Source organism: Mesorhizobium zhangyense (assembly GCF_011045115.1).
Lineage (GTDB): Bacteria > Pseudomonadota > Alphaproteobacteria > Rhizobiales > Rhizobiaceae > Mesorhizobium_M > Mesorhizobium_M zhangyense.
Window position 1 is genome coordinate 697127 of sequence record NZ_JAAKZG010000001.1, and the last position, 16674, is coordinate 713800.

Sequence of the window (16674 nt, forward strand, 5' to 3'; positions counted from 1 at the left end):
AATCATCGCTTCATCCAACTGCTCGCGCCGAGTTACACCGTCTCGGCGCGCAGCCAGGATATGAGGCTCTCTGTATCGTCGGCCTGCACCGCTGAAGCCACCCTGCGGCCCACAGCGGCGCCGAATTTGTAGCCGTGACCTGAGCATGCCGAAACCACCAGGCATTTCCCGAGCGCGCGCGCCAGGAAGCGTTCATCGGCGGTGAAGGTGTAGGCGCAGGTCACCACTTCCTTGACCGCATATTCTTCAATGCGGGCCATCGGCGGCGAGAACAGATTGCGTATAGCCTCCCCTTCGCCCTTCACTGGCTGCCTGTTCCAGTTGGCGTCGCTGGTCTTCACCTTGTGCAGGCCCGAGCCGAATTTCAGCCCGGCGCCACCCGAGGGTGGAATGATGTAGCCGTCGGTCTTGCCGCCGACATCCAGAATCACCGGCGCTGCCTCCCAGGCGGCCTTCAGGTCAGCCGGAGGATCGAGATAAACGACCGCGGTGCGATAGGTCGTGAGTTCGAAGCCGAGTTCCGGGAACAGCTTCAAAACCCAGGCGCCTGCGGTGACGATGACGCGTTCGCCTTGCATCGTCTCGCCTGATTCGAGTGTGGCCGTTCCTGTCTCCTGATCGATTTCGACGACCTTGCTGTTCTCATAAACATTCGCGCCATTCGCCTTCAACCAGCGGACGAGACCAGCGGCGATCTTGCGGCAATGAAGCGCTCCGCCTTCCGGGGAAAAGAAGGCGTAGTTGAAGCTCCCCGCTTCAAGGAAAGGCCAGCGGGTAACGGCATCCGCCGGCTCGACCGTTTCGAATGGATAGCCACCGGCCTCCAGCCCTTCGCGATATTCGTCGGCCTCGTCCCCTGGTTCGCGCGAGACGCAGATGAAGCCGCGCGGATCGTAATGTGTTTCGCCGATATCCGCCCAGAGTTCGTCCCAGGCCTCATAGGCTTCGGTTATCAGCCGCCCGTAACCGGTCGATGCACCATAAGCACGGCGGATGATGCGGTGATGATCGCCGGAGGCAGCAAGCGGGTTGGGAATCGATCCCTGCTCGACAAGGCTGACCTGGTGTCCTGCCTTGGTGAGCGCCCAAGCGGTGGAAAGACCGGCGATGCCCGCGCCAACGACGATGATGTTCATACGGAAAATCCCAGCAAAGCTCGGCCAGGAGGGTTGGCCAAGTGCGACTACCATACGGCAGGACGCAAGGCTGGCAAGTTGCCAATCCGCCACTTCGACTGCTCAATGATGGCATAGCCGGTGAGGCATGCGTGCCAAGCCGCAGCCCTGCGAATCGTTTCGCCAGGGCTGCGCATTGGTGTTCAAAGCAGGGCAATCACCCGGGTCGGACCTCCGGTCGCACCCTTGACTTTGGGTATCCCCAGGAAGAGCTGAGCCCCGCTTTCGGGGATTGCATCGAGATTGGCAACCGCCTCCACGCCCCATCGACCGCTTCCCAGCCACTCGTAATGGACAGGGAACGCTCCCCCGGAATTCAGACCGGTGTCGAGCGAAAGCGTGTCTACGCCAATTCCCTTCACGTTCCTTTCCGCGATCAGCATCTGCACAGTCTCGATGTGGAATCCCGGCGTATGGTTCTTGCCTTCGGCATCCCGCCCGGCAAATTTCGCGTCGCCAACCAGTTTATGCCAGCCCGAATTCATTATCACGCAGCATCCGTCCGGCAGCCGGCCGTTCCTGGCTTCCCATGCCTTGATGTCGTCGGGCGTCAGTGCGGTGTCTGCATTCTCGGCAGCACGGGCGGAAATGTTGATGACCGCAGCCGGGACGATCAGATCGGAAATCGGAATCATGTCCGCGCTCATCCCATCGGCCGAGAAATGGATGGGCGCATCCATATGCGTGCCGGAATGCTCCACAAGCGTCCAGCGGTTCAGGTTCACCTTGTCCTTGGCGAAATTCACGATGTTCTCGACCGTGAACCATTTTTCACCGCTGAATGTCGGGAATCCTTCGAACAGCGCATGCGAAAGATCCACAGTCTCGCTGAAACTGGTCGGCGCGGCCAGCGCGGCCTTCCCGACCGGCAGAGCAGCCGCGGCAGCGGCACCAAGCCCCAGTGTAAAGCCCGCCTTCAGCAGGCCGCGGCGGGTCGCATTCTCACATATCGAATGAAAACACCCTGGAGGGCACATATCCGGTCTCCTTCCCTTAATTTGGTCGCCGCAACCTCCCGTTACGGCAACGTCAGGATGTACGAACCAGTTCGTTTAATCAATCAAAGAAACTGTTGCTGGTGACAGATACGTGGTTTCGCTTATATCGGCTTATGCATTCGATTAGCCCACCGCCCTTCCTGACCCTTGCCCCCGACCATCGCCGCCTGCGGCTCGACCCGCACGAGCAGCGTTTCGTCCAGAATCCTTATGAGGCCTACGCCTGGCTGCACGGCACGTCGAACGTGTTCTTCTGGGAAGAGTTCGGCTTCTGGTGCTTTGGCGGTTACGACGATGTCAACCGGCTGCTGCGCGACCGCCGCTTCGGCCGCCAGAATCCGGCTGGCATTCCCGATAGCCGCGGGACCGATCGGGACCGCACCCATCTCAGGGCTTTCGACGCGATCGAGGCCAATTCCATGCTGGAGCTCGAGCCGCCGGTTCACACCCGCCTGCGGACGCTGGTCAACCGCGCCTTTGTCTCGCGGCAGGTCGAGCGGCTGCGCCCGCGCGTCGAGGCGCTCGCCAACGAGCTGGTCGACCGTTTCGAACCGGCGGGCGAAGCCGATCTTCTGCCGGCGTTCGCAGCGCCCCTGCCCATCACCATCATCGCCGAAATGCTCGGCGTGCCGGTGGAAATGGGGCCGCAGCTGCTCGACTGGTCGCACGACATGGTGGCAATGTACATGCATGGCCGCACCCACGAGACCGAGGAAAGGGCCAACGCATCGTCGGGCGCTTTTTCCGATTTCTTGCGCAGCTACGTAGCGGAGCGCCGCAAGAATCCGGGCGACGACCTGCTCAGCCTGCTGATCTCGGCGCAGGAGGACGGCCAGAAACTGAGCGAGGACGAGCTGGTTTCCTCGGCGATCCTGCTGCTCAACGCCGGCCATGAGGCGACTGTCCATCAGACAGGCAATGCCGTGCGCACCATCCTTGCGCAGGGCGGCGACCCCCGCCGCTTTTTTGGCACACCGGAAGCGACCGCAGCGACGGTGGAAGAATGCCTGCGCTTCGACGCGCCTCTGCATATGTTCACGCGCTATGCCTATGGTGAGATCGAGCTCGCCGACGGCGTGACGGTCAAGCCCGGCGAGCAGATCGGGCTGCTGCTCGGCATGGCCAATCATGATCCGGCATCATTTGCCGAACCAGAGAAATTCATGCCGGGCCGCAGCGACCAGAAAAACGTCTCCTTCGGCGCCGGCATCCATTTCTGCATCGGTGCACCGCTGGCGCGGCTGGAGTTGCAGAGCTCGTTGAAGGTGCTGTTCGATCGGTTGCCCGGCCTGGCGCCCGCTGAAGAGCCACGCTTCCGCGACACTTATCATTTTCATGGATTGGAAAGGCTGCCGGGCAAATGGTCAGGACATGCTGGTCGATAGTCCATACATAATCCTGCTCATTCTCTATCTGCCGCTGATGCTGGCTATTTTTTGCGCCGCATCGGCGCAATGGCCGATAACCTTTGTCGCCCTCGCGCTGAATGGACTCCTGATCTGCCTTGTGCTGTCAGGCTCCTTTTCGGCTTCAGACGACCGATTTGGGCTGGGCCAATTCATCGTAAATGCCCTTATCCTCGCCCTTGTAGCGATTGTCCTAGCAGGATTGGCAATCCTGCTAGTGCGTCCACCGAGAACCCCCGCTCCCGAAAGAGATGGAATAATCGCGGTTCTCTCCGTTGTGCCGGCATTGCTCTTGCTGTTGTTCGGGCTTGGTATTTTCAGCCGATGGCGCGGTGACATCGTCTTTGCCTTGCTGGTGGCAGGCGCGCTGTTCTTTGCACAGCAGGCGATACAGCGCCGGCGCAAGGCACAGGGCCCTTTATCGGACGATCTCTATGGCCTCGCCTGTTTTGTCCTGACCGGGACTGTCGGCGCATCCATCGTCTTCGCCTGCTTCACCGCAATAGCCGTACACTGGCAGGCAGCAAAGACTGCCGCTTCCCAACCCTACTGCATCCAGTCCGGATCGCGGGCAGCCGCCAGCATGCTCGACCTGTCATTGATCACCTTCCGTGAGCCCCATTATAGCCGCTGGCCAAGGTTCCTGAGAAATCACGGGCTGCTGGTCATAGGCACAGGCACCGGACAACGTGTCATGCACTGGTCCTACCGCAAGCTTACATTTCAACCACCGCTTATGGCCAACGAAGGCTCGAACCTTTCCAGCAGACCAACGATCGTCTGCGTACCAAGTTGACGCTTGTGGAGGCTGGCTGAAACGAAAACGCCGGATACCTTTGTTGGGATATCTGGCGCAATCATATCGGCATTCCTTGAACCGCCTGAAAATCAAAGCCGGATCACATAATCCTTGCGTGTCGTTTCAAGCACTTCCCAGCTTCCCCTAAAGCCGGGGCGCAGGACAAAACGGTCACCCGCCTTGACCGTACGCGCCTCACCACCGTCCTCGGTGATCACGGAAACGCCGGAGAGGATGTGACAGAACTCCCACTCGTCATATTCGATGCGCCACTTGCCGGGCGTCGATTCCCAGATGCCGGCATAGAGGCCGCCTTCGGCCTCCTCGGCATTCCAGGTGCGGAATATGGGATCGCCCGAGATGACGCGCCCTTCCGCGGGCGCGCCTTCCTCCGGCTCGATGCCGGTCGTGTCGATCGTCAGGAATTTTTCGGACAAGCCCTTACTCCGTTACGCCTTCGCCAGGCCTTGCTCGAGATCGGCGATGATATCGGCGACATCCTCGATGCCGACCGACAACCGCACCACGTCAGGTCCCGCACCGGCGGCGATCTTCTGCTCGTCGGAAAGCTGGCGATGCGTCGTCGAGGCCGGGTGGATGACCAGCGATTTGGTGTCGCCGATATTGGCGAGATGCGAGAACAACTCCAGCCCCTCGACCAATTTCACGCCCGCGGCGTAGCCACCCTTGAGCCCGAAGGTGAAGACGGAACCGGCGCCCAGCGGCGAGTATTTCTGCTGCAGCTTGTGGTTCTTGTCGTTCGGCAGGCCGGGATAGGACACCCAGGCGATCTTGTCGTGCTTCGACAGCCATTCGGCGACCTTGAGCGCATTGTCGGAATGGCGCTGCATGCGTAGTGGCAATGTTTCCAGCCCGGTCAGGATCAGGAATGCATTGAACGGCGAAATCGACGGGCCGAAATCGCGCAGGCCTAATACGCGCGCGGCAATGGCGAAGGCGAAATTCCCGAATGTCTCGTGCAGCACCACGCCGCCATATTCCGGGCGCGGCTCCGACAGCATCGGATAGTTGCCGGATTTCGACCAGTCGAAGGTGCCGCCATCAACAATCGCGCCGCCCATGGAATTGCCGTGGCCGCCGATGAATTTCGTCAGCGAGTGCACAACAATGTCGGCGCCATGCTCGATCGGCCGAAGCAGATAGGGGCTGGCCATGGTGTTGTCGACGATCAGCGGCAGGCCGTGCTTGCGGGCAATGTTGCCGATCGCCTCGATATCGACGAATTCGCCGCCCGGATTGGCCAGGCTCTCTATGAAGATGCCGCGCGTCTTGTCGTCGATCTGGCTCTCAAAAGTCGAGACGTTGTCAGTGTCGGCCCAGCGCACTTCCCAGCCGAAATTCTTGAAGGCGTGACCGAACTGGTTGATCGAACCGCCATAAAGCTTTCTGGCGGCGATGAAATTCTCGCCCGGGCGCAGGATGGTGTGGAACACCAGCAATTGCGCGGCGTGGCCGGAAGCGGTGGCAAGGGCTGCCGTTCCGCCTTCGAGGGCCGCCACGCGCTCCTCCAGTACGGCCTGCGTCGGGTTCATGATGCGGGTGTAAATGTTGCCGAACGCCTTCAGGCCAAACAGCGAGGCGGCATGATCGACATCATCGAAGACATAGGCCGTCGTCTGGTAGATCGGCGTGGCGCGCGCGCCCGTTGCCGGGTCGGGCTTGGCGCCGGCATGAACTGCGAGCGTGTTGAAACCGGGAATCCGCTGGGACATTTTTTCCTCCGAAAAGCTCTTCTGAAAATTCGTTGCTATTCTTGGCGGAGCGCTGCCGCGAATGCAAAGAACAAAATGCTTCTGCCTTATGCACTTTGAGCTTACGCCGCGTGAAAATGCCGGCGCGACGGAATGATTTTGCGAAAACTACTTCTGCCGAACGCCAAAGCTCTGGAAACCGGAGCGCATGATCGGCTTTTTCGACGACAGAACGCCCGAATTGACACCGTTCCAGCCGATCTCGCCGGCAAGGCGGGCATATTCGATTTTGGGGCAGCGGTTCATGACCACCTTGAGGCCGGCTGCCTCGGCGCGCGCGGCTGCCTCATCGTTTCGGACGGTCAACTGCATCCAGATCACCTTCGGCAATGGATCGAGCGCCAGCGCCTCGTCAACGATTGCCGGCACGGCATTGGAAGCCCGGAAGATATCGACCATGTCTATCCCGTGCGGAATGTCGGCGAGCTTCGCATAAGTCATCTGGCCAAGGATCTCCTTGCCCGCCTGCCCCGGATTGACCGGGAACACGGTGAACCCCTTGGCGATGAGATATTTCATGACGAAATAACTCGGCCGCACATCGTTCGCCGATGCACCGACGACGGCGATCGTCTTCACCGAATTCAGAATGCCGGAGATGTAGGAATTGTCGTAGGAATCGTGGTTCATGATGCCTGTGGCTACTTAAAATCAAACGTCTTTTTCAAAATGCCGAACAAATGCGAGGCAGCCTCTTCATCAAGTTGGATTGTCTGACTCACCTTGCCTGGGATGTCCCGGGTAGCCCGTCCAAATGTTGAAATCTGCAACAGTTTGCGCCCATCGTAATCTTGAACATAATATTTAGCTTCGATCGCATCATGCAGCTGCATTCTCTGCATTTCGGCTTTCTCAAAGGAAGTTATTCTGGCCATCATTCACCCGTCCATTTCGGATCGCGCTTTGCGATGAAGGCGCCGATGCCTTCCTCGGCGTCGCGGGCCAGCATGTTTTCGACCATCACGCGCGATGCGTATTCGTAGGCATCGGTAAGACCCATTTCGGCTTGCGCATAAAAAGCTTCCTTGCCGATCTTCAGCGTCAAAGGCGATTTTGAAGCAATGGTTTGTGCGTATTTGTTCACGATCTGATTCAGGTATTCGCGCGGCACGACGCGGTTGACCAGGCCAAACTCGCGCGCTGTCGTCGCGTCGATCGTCTCGCCGGTCAGCAGCATTTCCATCGCCTGCTTGCGCGAGACGTTGCGCGACAGCGCCACCATCGGGGTCGAGCAGAACAGGCCGATATTGACGCCCGGCGTGCAGAACGTCGCCTCGTTCGAGGCAATGGCGAGGTCGCAGCTTGCGACAAGCTGGCAGCCGGCAGCGGTGGCCAGCCCGTCCACCTCGGCAATCACCGGCTTAGGGTGGCGCACGATCGTCTGCATCAGCTGGGCGCAGGCAGCCATGCTGCGCTCGAAGAAGGCCCTGCCCCGGTCGGCGTCGGCGCGATGCAGCGTCATTTCCTTGAGGTCGTGACCGGCGCAGAACAGCTTGCCGCTTGCTGCCAGGATGATCACGCGCACCGCCTTGTCGTCGCGGGCACGGTCGAATTCGGCCTGAAGTGCCGCCATCGTCGCGATCGACAGCGCATTGGCCGGCGGATTGGCCAGCGTCAGGCGCAGCACGCCTTCCTTCAGCACCGAACTTACCGGCCCTTCCGGCGCGGGTTTTATGGCGACGATCTCAGCCAATATTCATCTCCTTCGTCTCGCCCAAAGAACTAACACGCTGCCGGTTGAAGAACAGGGGGCAAACGTGTTTTCTGGCGACGCTTTCGGGCAGATATAAGCAGCCGGAAGCATCGACGGTAGAACCAGACCCCGCGACAGGAGCAGATCAGATGCCGGCCCAAGCCAAACTCGAACCGAAGATGACGGCCGGCGAAATCAACGATCTGCTGAAGTCCATCTACCCACAACTGAACGGCGATCTGACGGCCTTTGAGGCGGTCGACGTATTTCCCGGAGGTTGCACGGTGAGGCTGAATGCCGACGAGCGTCACCTGCGCCCCGGCGGCACCGTGTCCGGCCCTTCGCTGTTCACGCTGGCCGATATCGGTGGCTATGTCTGCGTGCTTTCCCATGCCGGACCTGACGCGCTGTCGGTGACTACCAATCTCAACATCAACTTTATGCGCAAGGCCGAAGCCGGCCCGATCGACGGCCATTGCCGCATCCTGAAGCTCGGAAAAAGCCTGATGGTCTACGACATAGATATCGTCGCCGGACCGGACGGGCACACGGTCGCGCATGCCACCGGCACCTATTCGATACCGCCGAAGCGTTGAAATCTATGTGGTAAAATAATACCTTATATCTAGTGAATTGTTTTTATTGAATTTTCTCGGAAGGCAGCCGTTTCTCGTGACTTGACCTTGGGTATGCTCGCAGCCTATAAGCCGTCATCGAAACAGCGGCCACATTGGCCGTCGTTTTGTTTTTGAAGCGGCGCGCAGGCGGCGTTTCAATCCAAGCAACAAGAAACGCCTTCTCCGGAAGGTCCGAACCGAAAGCATATGACCATGACAACCTTTTCGCAGAAGCCTGCGGACGTGGTGAAGAAGTGGGTGCTGATCGACGCCGAGGGTCTCGTCGTTGGTCGTCTCGCATCCATTGTCGCCAACATCCTCCGCGGCAAGAACAAGCCCACCTTCACCCCCCATGTCGACGATGGCGACAATGTCATCATCATCAACGCCGACAAGGTCGCATTCACCGGCAAGAAGTTCACCGACAAGGTGTACTACTGGCACACCGGCCACCCGGGCGGCATCAAGGAGCGCACCGCGCGCCAGCTGCTCGAAGGCCGTTTCCCGGAACGCGTCCTTGAAAAGGCCGTCGAACGCATGATCCCGCGCGGTCCGCTTGGTCGCCGCCAGATGAAGAATCTGCGCGTCTATGCCGGCGCCGAACATCCGCATGTCGCCCAGCAGCCTGTCACGCTCGACGTCGGCGCGCTGAACGCCAAGAACAAGAAGGCTTCGTAATCATGGCTGAGCTCAACTCGCTCGCAGAACTCGGCACCGCTGCCGTTACCGCACAGCCGGCTGCCCCGGTCTATGTCCAGAAGCTGGACAAGCAGGGCCGCGCCTACGCCACCGGCAAGCGCAAGGACGCGATCGCTCGCGTCTGGGTCAAGCCGGGTTCCGGCAAGATCGTCGTCAACGGCAAGGAATTCGCGGCTTATTTCGCCCGTCCGGTGCTGCAGATGATCCTCAACCAGCCGATCGTCGCGGCAGCTCGCGTCGGCCAGTTCGACATCATCGCGACCGTCGTCGGCGGTGGTCTCTCCGGCCAGGCCGGTGCCGTTCGTCACGGCATCTCCAAGGCGCTGACCTACTATGAGCCGGGCCTTCGCGGCGTGCTCAAGAAGGGCGGCTTCCTGACCCGCGACAGCCGTACCGTCGAGCGCAAGAAGTACGGCAAGGCCAAAGCCCGTCGTTCGTTCCAGTTCTCGAAGCGCTGATCCGCTTTCGAATTTCAGGTGCTGCTTGCAGCACCGAGAAAAAAGGCCCCGTTCTGCGGGGCCTTTTTTGTTGATCGAACGGCTTGGATGGCACCATAAATAGGTGTCAGAACAGGGGGACGCCGTGATCAAGTCGACCAATCAAGCCGATGAATTACTGAAGGAATTCGGACGAGCGGTATTTGATCGTTTTGATCATGTGCTGGCGAGCCTCCGCCCTATGCTGGGCGAGCGAGATTTTCCTTCAGATCAAGCATTTCGTTCTCTGCTGGCCTTGGCTGCCGAAAATGATCGGCCCATGCTGATTGCTCAATATGGTCTTGAGCATTTCATGCACGAACTCATGGCGACATTAGAAGATAGTGAAATCTTCCACCTTGTCGCCAAGACACCAGATGGGCACTTTATCGACCTAAAGCAGTTTTCAGAGTCAGGGCTTCATGCCGAGCAAATCTACTGGCAGGAAGAATTCAGCACACATGAAAGCATCTCTCAAAAGATCGTATGAACTGTCGGCGCACTGGCAATCACGGACCTGTCGACAATCTCCCTCTCGACTGTCTCCGGCCCAAAACACGCAGCGAACGAAGCATCCATGATCGCCAATTTGACCGCCTGGGCGGTCATGTAATCCTGCAGAAAGCCCTGCGACACCCACATTACCGAATGGTTCTTCTGGCCATGCCATCCGAGGCTGCCCGCAGTCTCGGCTTCGCGGAGCTTTCGCGCCAGATGGGCCCGCGACAGGGTCAACCACATGCCCAGATTCGTGACCGAGGTTATGTCCGTCGAAATACGCTCGGCCTTGATGTCGGCTTTTCGCATCCCGGTTATCAGCCTTTCTATGACGATGCCGCCCTCGTTGAGCCATAAGAACAAAGAAAAGGTGTGCTTGGGCTCTCTCACGGCGCGGGACTTAAGCAGCCCGTCGGAAATAAGCGGCAGAAGCCGACGCGCTCCGTCAGGGGCAGCCTGAAATGTCGCGAGCCGGTTTTTGCCGTCGAGACTGTCGAGCGTGGTGAGGCCAATCGCCAGCCAGACGCCTATCGCGTCGACACTCAAAGCCGTCGGATGAAACGTCAGCGTCCGCTTGTCTTCGATATCGGAGCCATAGCTGGCAAAGCCGTAGTTCAGCATCTCCTTGACGAATGCGCTGGCGGTATTCTTGCTGGCCACCGAATGATAATCGATCACCTCGAAGAAGCGGGCAGTGCTTGTGCCCTTCGGGCTGCCGCTGGGGTTACTTCGAAAGTAAAGGGAAACTGCAACCATCGCCATCAGCCAGCGCTGATGGGTCGCAAAGACTGCCGCCAGCCGCGGATGTTCTTCGGAGACTTGTAAAAAGGCCCGCGACTGCCTTTGAATCGCAGGAAACAGCGCGGGATGGCTGACAATTTCATCTGCATTCATAGAAGGAAATCCTCAAACCCGCCGTCTACCAGAGCGTGTTCTCTTAGAACTGTCCAGTTGCTTTTCGAAGATGACGGAATATCGAGAATGTTTGGCTAATATTCGACGTCTTCCAAGAGCAACGCCAATGCGATGACTTTCGAGCCGGCTCGTACGACTGTCGTGCTCGACGTCAATTCGTCAGATCATAGGGCGTGCGATAGCCATTGGCTGTCAGCCAATCGATCGCCGCTTCTGGCTCGTCCGTCTGGATGATCGTCGCGCCCTGCTCCGCCCAGAAACCATAGGTTTCCTCCGGCAGGCTCGCGAATGTCGCGAGCTCATCGCCGCGACCGCCGGCCAGCAGGCCGCTTTCCCGGTTCACGATCGGATAGGTGTTGACCCAGAGATGCCAGTCGCCTCGAGCCGCAACCGCTCGGGCACGCGAACCGAACAGCGGCCCGCCATCGGCTATCATGCCTTGGCCTTGGCTGCGCCAGACCACCATTTCGACCGCATCCGCCGAAAAAGCCTTCGTGGCTGTCTCGATGAAGCGAGCGTCCCTGACGGCATCGTCGGCAATGATCGGCATGAAATGAACGCCCTCGCCCACCCTCGCCATGACTGCCTTCATCTCGGCGATCTTGTCGGCGTTCCAGAGGTTCTGCTTGATCACCACCTGCCGCTCGATACCGAGATCGCGAGCGACTGAGACCATTTCCGGCAGAGCGTCAACACCGAGCTTATTGTCGATATTGACCATGATCCGGCCCTTGGCTGCGGCAAGCATGTCGCGCAGCGTCGGGACCCCTTCATCGGTCACTTCGCCGGTGCCTTCAACGATCAGCCGGCAGCCCTTCAAGTCGGAGAGTGTATGCTTGACCAGTTCGCCCTTGCAGGTGGTGGTGCGGTCGAGCCAGCTGTCATGCAGCACGACGAGTTCACCGTCCTGCGTCTTCTGGACATCGAACTCGACCATCTCGACGCCGAGGTCGATCGAGTGGCGGATCGAGGCAATTGAGTTTTCGGGGCGGGTGATTTTCCCGCCGGCCTTCCAGCCGGCGCGATGCGCGACGATCATGACATGGTCGCGCCACTGGTTGGCATGCTCGAAGCGATCGATGATCTGGTCGATCCGCGCGTTCTGGGCCGACACGGACGTCGAGCCTTGCATCAGGAAAGCGGCCACAGCCGCACCCAGCCACATCATCCGCATGAGAATCGTTTCCTCGCCGGTTTGATGTGGCGAGGACATAAAGACAGCGCGTGACAGCGCGGTGAACGCCGCCGGCTACATTTTCGCAACCCGCCGGACCGGCAGCCCACGCCGGAGAACGAAAAAAAAGTCGACAAACGGGAAAGATGAGCCGATGAAGGCGCTCTGCGAAACGAATCCCGTCGCTGGAAAATGAGAAAGCGCGACCAGGAGAGCGCAGAAACCCCGCCAGGAACGAGCATTTCGAACCATTCGGCGGCGGTCGCCAAAGGCCGCATTCGCGGCACGATCAATGAAGGAGCACCCATCGAGGAATGCCGTCTGCGTCAAGATGGTCCGCCTCCTGTCCCGGTGATATAGAGCCGGGGCGAATTCATTTCCCCACCGAAGCCGTGCAATTTCCGCGCCGCTTCATCAGCCCGTCACAAGACAAGTTTTAGGAAATCGTGATGCCTGCAAAATCCATTGACCATGCTTTCACGGCCAACAAGAACACCGGTCGCTCGGGCGATCCGACCTATGCCGGTGCACTGTCTTTCATGCGCCGCCGCTACACCAAGAACGTAAAGGGCGCCGATGCCGTCGTCTGGGGCATTCCGTTCGATGCCGCCGTTACCAACCGTTCCGGCGCACGCTTTGGCCCGCAGGCGATCCGCCGCGCTTCGGCGATCTTCGACTGTGATCCCCAATATCCGTTTCATCTCGACCTGTTCGAGAATCTTGGCGTCGTCGACTATGGCGACTGCCTGCTCGACACCGGCAACCACCAGAAAACGCCGGGCGCGATCGAGCGCGAAGCGGCGAAGATCCTGAAATCCGGCGCGTTCCTGCTGTCGCTGGGCGGCGATCACTTCGTCACCTGGCCTCTGCTGAAGGCGCATGCGGCCATTCACGGCCCGCTGGCCATGGTGCAGTTCGACGCCCATCAGGACACCTGGGACGATGACGGCAAGCGCATCGACCACGGCTCGTTCGTGGCCCGCGCCGTACGCGAGGGCATCATCGACCCGGACCGCTCGATCCAGATCGGTATCCGCACCCACGCGCCCGACGATTTCGGCATCAAGATCATCTACGGCTATGAAGTCGAAGACATGCGCGCCTCCGACATCGCCTATGCGATTGCCGAGCGCACCGGCGGCAAGAAGACCTATGTCACCTTCGACATCGATTGCCTCGACCCGGCCTATGCGCCCGGCACAGGCACGCCGGTGGCCGGCGGACCTTCGACCGCCAAGATATTTTCGGTGCTGCGCCAGATGACGCAGATCGACATTGTCGGTGCGGATGTCGTAGAGGTTGCACCGGCCTACGACCATGCCGATATTACCGCGATTGCCGGCGCTACGGTGGCAATGCAGTATCTCGGCCTGCTGGCCGAGCGAAAGGCTCGCGAAAACGCCTTGAAGGCGAGCTAACCAAATTGAGGAGATGAATCCGGTTTCGGCTTCATCTCCTTGGAATTGCAAAGTTTAATGGACTACAGGACATGAAACCGAAAATCTTTATCGACGGTGAACACGGCACGACGGGGCTTCAGATCCGCACGCGCCTTGCCGAACGATCCGATCTCGATGTCCTATCGATCCCGGAAGCCGAGCGGCGCAACAAGGATATGCGCGCCGATTTCCTGAAGTCGGCCGACCTTGCCATTCTCTGCCTGCCGGATGACGCCTCGCGCGAAGCGGTCGCGATCCTGGAAGGCAAGAACTCGACGCGCATCATCGACACGTCGACCGCGCATCGTGTGCATCCCGACTGGGCCTACGGCTTTGCCGAAATGGACGGTGCGCAGCGCGCGCTGATTGCCAAGGCGCGGCTCGTCGCCAATCCCGGCTGCTATCCCACCGGCGCGATCTCGCTGATCCGCCCGCTGGTGGCTGCCGGCATCCTGCCGGCGGATTATCCCGTCAGCGTGAATGCCGTCTCGGGCTACACCGGCGGCGGCAAGCAGATGATCGCGCAGATGGAAGATCCGGCAAACCCGGAGCACATCGCCTCGCCGCATTTCCTCTACGGCCTGACCCTGGCACACAAGCACGTTCCCGAGATGAAGCAGCACGGCCTGCTCGACCGCAAGCCGATCTTTGCGCCCTCCGTCGGCCGCTTCGCACAGGGCATGATCGTTCAGGTGCCGCTGCATCTGGCCGACCTCAACGGTGCGGTGACGCTCGGTGGGATCCATGCGGCGCTTGCAGCGCATTATGCCGGTCAGGACGTCGTTGAGGTCGTGCCGCTTGCCGAAAGCGCCAAGCTCGCCCGCCTCGATCCGACAGAGCTCAACGACACCGACCTGATGAAGCTTTATGTCTTTGGCACCGACGGCCAGGGTCAGGTCAATCTGGTGGCGCTGCTCGACAATCTCGGCAAGGGAGCCTCGGGTGCTGCCGTCCAGAACATGGATTTGATGCTCGGGCTGAAGCACTGAATGGATCGGCCCGTCTTTCCAGGTCGCTGGAAAGTCAGCGACCCGATCCTCATTGCCGAAACATTTTCGAGCCGCATCTGGAAAGTGCGCCAGGAAAACGGCGATCCGGCAATCGTCAAGGCGCTCAAGCCGTTCGATGACGTCGCCGACGAACTGCGCGGCGCGCATTATCTGTCGTGGCGAGACGGTGCCGGAGCGGTTCGGCTGCTTGGCTTCGAGGGGCATGACATGCTGCTTGAATATGCCGGCGACCGGCTGCTCACCGACGAGTTGAACGAGCATGGCGACAGGCACGCGACCGATATTGCGGTCGAGGTGATGGCTGAACTGTTTTCGGCATCCGACACCCCTCCTCCGGCTGAACTGCAGCCGCTCAGGGAGCGCTTCGCCAGCCTGTTCACGAAGGCCAAGGCCGATCGCGACGCTGGAAAGGACAGCCCTTATCCTGAAGCGGCGGAGATCGCCGAGCGCCTGCTGTCGAACCCACATGAGTTGCGTGTGCTGCATGGCGACCTGCATCACGACAATATCCTGCACGGAAAGCGCGGCTGGCTGGTGATCGACCCGAAGGGTATTCTCGGCGATCCGGGCTTCGATGCGGCGAACTTCTTCTACAACCCGCTCCATCGCCACGATCTCTCGCTGGACCCGGAGCGCATCGCCTATATGGCCGAGGTTTTCGCCCGCGTGCTTGGACAGAATCCGCGCGCGATCCTCGACCACGCCATCGCATGGGGCTGCCTGTCCTCGTCCTGGCACGCCGAGGACGAGAACGAAGCCGAAGAGACGAGCGAGCTTGCCGTCGTAGCGGCGGTTCGGGCGGTGCGGGCTAGCTTCTGACGGCGATTTCGGTCGGCAAGGGATAAGCACCCTTGGTGCCGCGCCAATGCGCGGTCGCAAAAATCAGCACGATCATGGCAAAGCCCTGATGCAGCAGCGCCCAGTGGATATGGGCCTGCGCCAGCAGAGTGCCGACGCCGATCGCCGCCTGCCCCAGGATGAGCGCCACCAGCACCCAGGCACGGCGGGCATGCGTCGTGCCCGGAAGCGCCCGCATCGTCGCAAAGGCATGCCAGATGGCCACGACCAGCACCGAATAGGCGAACATGCGGTGCACGAACTGCACGGTCTTGGGGTTCTCGAACAGGTTGCGCCAGGCAGGATCTATGATGAACAGGTCGCCCGGAATGACCGCGCCATCCATCAACGGCCATGTGTTGTAGGTCAGGCCGGCATGCAGGCCGGCTACAAGGCCGCCGAGGTAGATCTGGATCAGCACCAGCAGCACCATGATGCCGGCGAAGCGCTGGACGCCGCGATTTGCCGGCGCTTCCGAATAGGTCGCAACCCCGCGCGCAATATAGGCGGTCGCCATGATGATGATGCAGGCCAGCGTCAGATGTGTCGCCAGCCGGTACTGGCTGACCGATACCCGCTCGGAAAGCCCGGAGGCGACCATCCACCAGCCGATCGCGCCCTGCAGGCCGCCCAGCGCCAGAAGCCCGACGAGACGCGGCTTCAGCCCGCGCTCGAGACGGCCCGACAGCCAGAAGAAGGCTAGAGGAATGGCGACAAGGAAGCCGACGCCGCGGGCGAGCAGGCGGTGCGCCCATTCCCACCAGAATATCCCCTTGAACTCGTCCAGGCTCATGCCCTTGTTGATCTGCTCATATTGCGGGATCTGCTGGTATTTTTCGAATTCTTCCTGCCATTCGGCCTGGTTGAGCGGCGGGATGACGCCGTGGATCGGCTTCCATTCGGTGATCGACAGGCCGGAGCCGGTCATGCGCGTGGCGCCGCCGACCATAACCAGCGCAAACAGCACGACGAGCACGACATAGAGCCAACCACGCACGAAGGCGCGGTTGCGCTGTTCCTTGTCATGCGAGGCAAGCGGTGCAGCGTTGGCGATTGCGGCCATGGCTCTCAATTCCAAACCGTTAGAAACGCGGCGATTGGTGGACCATCGGGACAGCTCTTACAAGGCTATCATGCACGCGACACGCCGTCGCGCCAGCTCTCGG

19 protein-coding genes are annotated in these 16674 nt (G+C 60.2%); 9 read left to right on the plus strand and 10 right to left on the minus strand.

Features of this window, described 5'->3' with window-relative positions:
- Positions 1-32: 32 nt before the first annotated feature.
- Positions 33-1136 carry an NAD(P)/FAD-dependent oxidoreductase gene (locus G6N74_RS03445; RefSeq protein ID WP_165114301.1) on the minus strand — a complete coding sequence of 368 codons (1104 nt, stop codon included), beginning with the start codon at positions 1134-1136 and terminating at the stop codon, positions 33-35.
- A 182-nt stretch (positions 1137-1318) separates the two neighbouring features.
- The gene (locus tag G6N74_RS03450; protein ID WP_165114303.1) at positions 1319-2152 is read right to left on the minus strand and encodes a cyclase family protein; all 834 of its coding nucleotides are present in this window, start codon (positions 2150-2152) and stop codon (positions 1319-1321) included.
- 134 nt (positions 2153-2286) lie between these two features.
- On the opposite strand from G6N74_RS03450, the gene G6N74_RS03455 reads away from it, so the two are divergent.
- Together G6N74_RS03455 and G6N74_RS03460 are read left to right on the plus strand one after the other, a co-directional pair.
- Positions 2287-3558 (plus strand): cytochrome P450, encoded by a 1272-nt coding sequence (locus G6N74_RS03455; protein ID WP_165114306.1) that lies wholly within the window; start codon positions 2287-2289, stop codon positions 3556-3558.
- A complete protein-coding gene (locus tag G6N74_RS03460; RefSeq protein ID WP_165114309.1) occupies positions 3509-4375 on the plus strand; it encodes a hypothetical protein in 867 nt (288 codons plus the stop codon). The genes G6N74_RS03455 and G6N74_RS03460 overlap by 50 nt, the downstream gene beginning before the upstream one ends.
- A 92-nt stretch (positions 4376-4467) precedes the next feature.
- Here G6N74_RS03460 and G6N74_RS03465 read toward each other — a convergent pair whose 3' ends face one another.
- From G6N74_RS03465 to G6N74_RS03485, 5 genes are all read right to left on the minus strand, one after another.
- Positions 4468-4815: a cupin domain-containing protein gene (locus G6N74_RS03465; protein ID WP_165114312.1), complete on the minus strand. Its 348-nt coding sequence runs from the start codon at positions 4813-4815 to the stop codon at positions 4468-4470.
- Positions 4816-4827: 12 nt separating this feature from the next.
- Positions 4828-6111 carry an O-acetylhomoserine aminocarboxypropyltransferase gene (locus tag G6N74_RS03470; protein WP_165114316.1) on the minus strand — a complete coding sequence of 428 codons (1284 nt, stop codon included), beginning with the start codon at positions 6109-6111 and terminating at the stop codon, positions 4828-4830.
- A 147-nt stretch (positions 6112-6258) separates the two neighbouring features.
- Positions 6259-6780 (minus strand): CoA-binding protein, encoded by a 522-nt coding sequence (locus G6N74_RS03475; protein WP_165114319.1) that lies wholly within the window; start codon positions 6778-6780, stop codon positions 6259-6261.
- A gap of 11 nt (positions 6781-6791) precedes the next feature.
- On the minus strand, positions 6792-7028 hold the full coding sequence (locus G6N74_RS03480; RefSeq protein WP_246245613.1) for a methionyl-tRNA formyltransferase: 237 nt from the start codon (positions 7026-7028) through the stop codon (positions 6792-6794).
- Positions 7025-7843, minus strand: a complete 819-nt coding sequence (locus tag G6N74_RS03485; RefSeq protein ID WP_165114322.1) for an enoyl-CoA hydratase — start codon at positions 7841-7843, stop codon at positions 7025-7027. The genes G6N74_RS03480 and G6N74_RS03485 overlap by 4 nt, the downstream gene beginning before the upstream one ends.
- A gap of 149 nt (positions 7844-7992) precedes the next feature.
- On the opposite strand from G6N74_RS03485, the gene G6N74_RS03490 reads away from it, so the two are divergent.
- The 4 genes from G6N74_RS03490 to G6N74_RS03505 all read left to right on the plus strand — a co-directional run bounded on the left by G6N74_RS03490 (position 7993) and on the right by G6N74_RS03505 (position 10125).
- Positions 7993-8439 (plus strand): PaaI family thioesterase, encoded by a 447-nt coding sequence (locus G6N74_RS03490; protein ID WP_165114325.1) that lies wholly within the window; start codon positions 7993-7995, stop codon positions 8437-8439.
- A 234-nt stretch (positions 8440-8673) separates the two neighbouring features.
- Positions 8674-9138: a 50S ribosomal protein L13 gene (gene rplM / locus G6N74_RS03495; RefSeq protein ID WP_091916849.1), complete on the plus strand. Its 465-nt coding sequence runs from the start codon at positions 8674-8676 to the stop codon at positions 9136-9138.
- Between the two features lie 2 nt (positions 9139-9140).
- A complete protein-coding gene (gene rpsI, locus G6N74_RS03500; RefSeq protein WP_091916670.1) occupies positions 9141-9617 on the plus strand; it encodes a 30S ribosomal protein S9 in 477 nt (158 codons plus the stop codon).
- Positions 9618-9741: 124 nt separating this feature from the next.
- Positions 9742-10125 (plus strand): hypothetical protein, encoded by a 384-nt coding sequence (locus G6N74_RS03505; RefSeq protein ID WP_165114327.1) that lies wholly within the window; start codon positions 9742-9744, stop codon positions 10123-10125.
- Here G6N74_RS03505 and G6N74_RS03510 read toward each other — a convergent pair.
- Positions 10110-11027 (minus strand): hypothetical protein, encoded by a 918-nt coding sequence (locus G6N74_RS03510; RefSeq protein WP_165114329.1) that lies wholly within the window; start codon positions 11025-11027, stop codon positions 10110-10112. The two genes, G6N74_RS03505 and G6N74_RS03510, sit on opposite strands and share 16 nt — an antisense overlap.
- Before the next feature lie 172 nt (positions 11028-11199).
- Positions 11200-12222 carry a glycerophosphodiester phosphodiesterase family protein gene (locus tag G6N74_RS03515; RefSeq protein ID WP_165114331.1) on the minus strand — a complete coding sequence of 341 codons (1023 nt, stop codon included), beginning with the start codon at positions 12220-12222 and terminating at the stop codon, positions 11200-11202.
- 449 nt (positions 12223-12671) lie between these two features.
- Between G6N74_RS03515 and speB the strand changes: the two genes are divergently transcribed.
- The 3 genes from speB (at position 12672) to G6N74_RS03535 (ending at position 15490) form a co-directional block, all read left to right on the plus strand.
- Positions 12672-13640 (plus strand): agmatinase, encoded by a 969-nt coding sequence (gene speB, locus G6N74_RS03525; protein WP_165114333.1) that lies wholly within the window; start codon positions 12672-12674, stop codon positions 13638-13640.
- 71 nt (positions 13641-13711) lie between these two features.
- The gene (argC, locus tag G6N74_RS03530; protein WP_165114335.1) at positions 13712-14650 is read left to right on the plus strand and encodes an N-acetyl-gamma-glutamyl-phosphate reductase; all 939 of its coding nucleotides are present in this window, start codon (positions 13712-13714) and stop codon (positions 14648-14650) included.
- Positions 14651-15490 (plus strand): aminoglycoside phosphotransferase family protein, encoded by an 840-nt coding sequence (locus G6N74_RS03535; protein ID WP_165114337.1) that lies wholly within the window; start codon positions 14651-14653, stop codon positions 15488-15490.
- On the opposite strand, the gene G6N74_RS03540 is transcribed toward G6N74_RS03535, so the two are convergent.
- On the minus strand, positions 15480-16571 hold the full coding sequence (locus tag G6N74_RS03540; protein ID WP_165114340.1) for a COX15/CtaA family protein: 1092 nt from the start codon (positions 16569-16571) through the stop codon (positions 15480-15482). The genes G6N74_RS03535 and G6N74_RS03540 overlap by 11 nt on opposite strands.
- Positions 16572-16674 lie beyond the last annotated feature (103 nt).

Bases quoted from the DNA above. Each gene is read 5' to 3' on its own strand.
- G6N74_RS03460 (WP_165114309.1), top strand. From the start codon at position 3,509: ATGGATTGGAAAGGCTGCCGGGCAAATGGTCAGGACATGCTGGTCGAT.
- G6N74_RS03480 (WP_246245613.1), bottom strand. From the start codon at position 7,028: ATGATGGCCAGAATAACTTCCTTTGAGAAAGCCGAAATGCAGAGAATG.
- G6N74_RS03540 (WP_165114340.1), bottom strand. From the start codon at position 16,571: ATGGCCGCAATCGCCAACGCTGCACCGCTTGCCTCGCATGACAAGGAA.
- G6N74_RS03475 (WP_165114319.1), bottom strand. From the start codon at position 6,780: ATGAACCACGATTCCTACGACAATTCCTACATCTCCGGCATTCTGAAT.
- G6N74_RS03510 (WP_165114329.1), bottom strand. From the start codon at position 11,027: ATGAATGCAGATGAAATTGTCAGCCATCCCGCGCTGTTTCCTGCGATT.
- G6N74_RS03455 (WP_165114306.1), top strand. From the start codon at position 2,287: ATGCATTCGATTAGCCCACCGCCCTTCCTGACCCTTGCCCCCGACCAT.
- speB (WP_165114333.1), top strand. From the start codon at position 12,672: ATGCCTGCAAAATCCATTGACCATGCTTTCACGGCCAACAAGAACACC.
- argC (WP_165114335.1), top strand. From the start codon at position 13,712: ATGAAACCGAAAATCTTTATCGACGGTGAACACGGCACGACGGGGCTT.
- G6N74_RS03450 (WP_165114303.1), bottom strand. From the start codon at position 2,152: ATGTGCCCTCCAGGGTGTTTTCATTCGATATGTGAGAATGCGACCCGC.
- G6N74_RS03515 (WP_165114331.1), bottom strand. From the start codon at position 12,222: ATGCGGATGATGTGGCTGGGTGCGGCTGTGGCCGCTTTCCTGATGCAA.
- G6N74_RS03535 (WP_165114337.1), top strand. From the start codon at position 14,651: ATGGATCGGCCCGTCTTTCCAGGTCGCTGGAAAGTCAGCGACCCGATC.
- G6N74_RS03490 (WP_165114325.1), top strand. From the start codon at position 7,993: ATGCCGGCCCAAGCCAAACTCGAACCGAAGATGACGGCCGGCGAAATC.
- rpsI (WP_091916670.1), top strand. From the start codon at position 9,141: ATGGCTGAGCTCAACTCGCTCGCAGAACTCGGCACCGCTGCCGTTACC.
- G6N74_RS03470 (WP_165114316.1), bottom strand. From the start codon at position 6,111: ATGTCCCAGCGGATTCCCGGTTTCAACACGCTCGCAGTTCATGCCGGC.
- rplM (WP_091916849.1), top strand. From the start codon at position 8,674: ATGACAACCTTTTCGCAGAAGCCTGCGGACGTGGTGAAGAAGTGGGTG.
- G6N74_RS03445 (WP_165114301.1), bottom strand. From the start codon at position 1,136: ATGAACATCATCGTCGTTGGCGCGGGCATCGCCGGTCTTTCCACCGCT.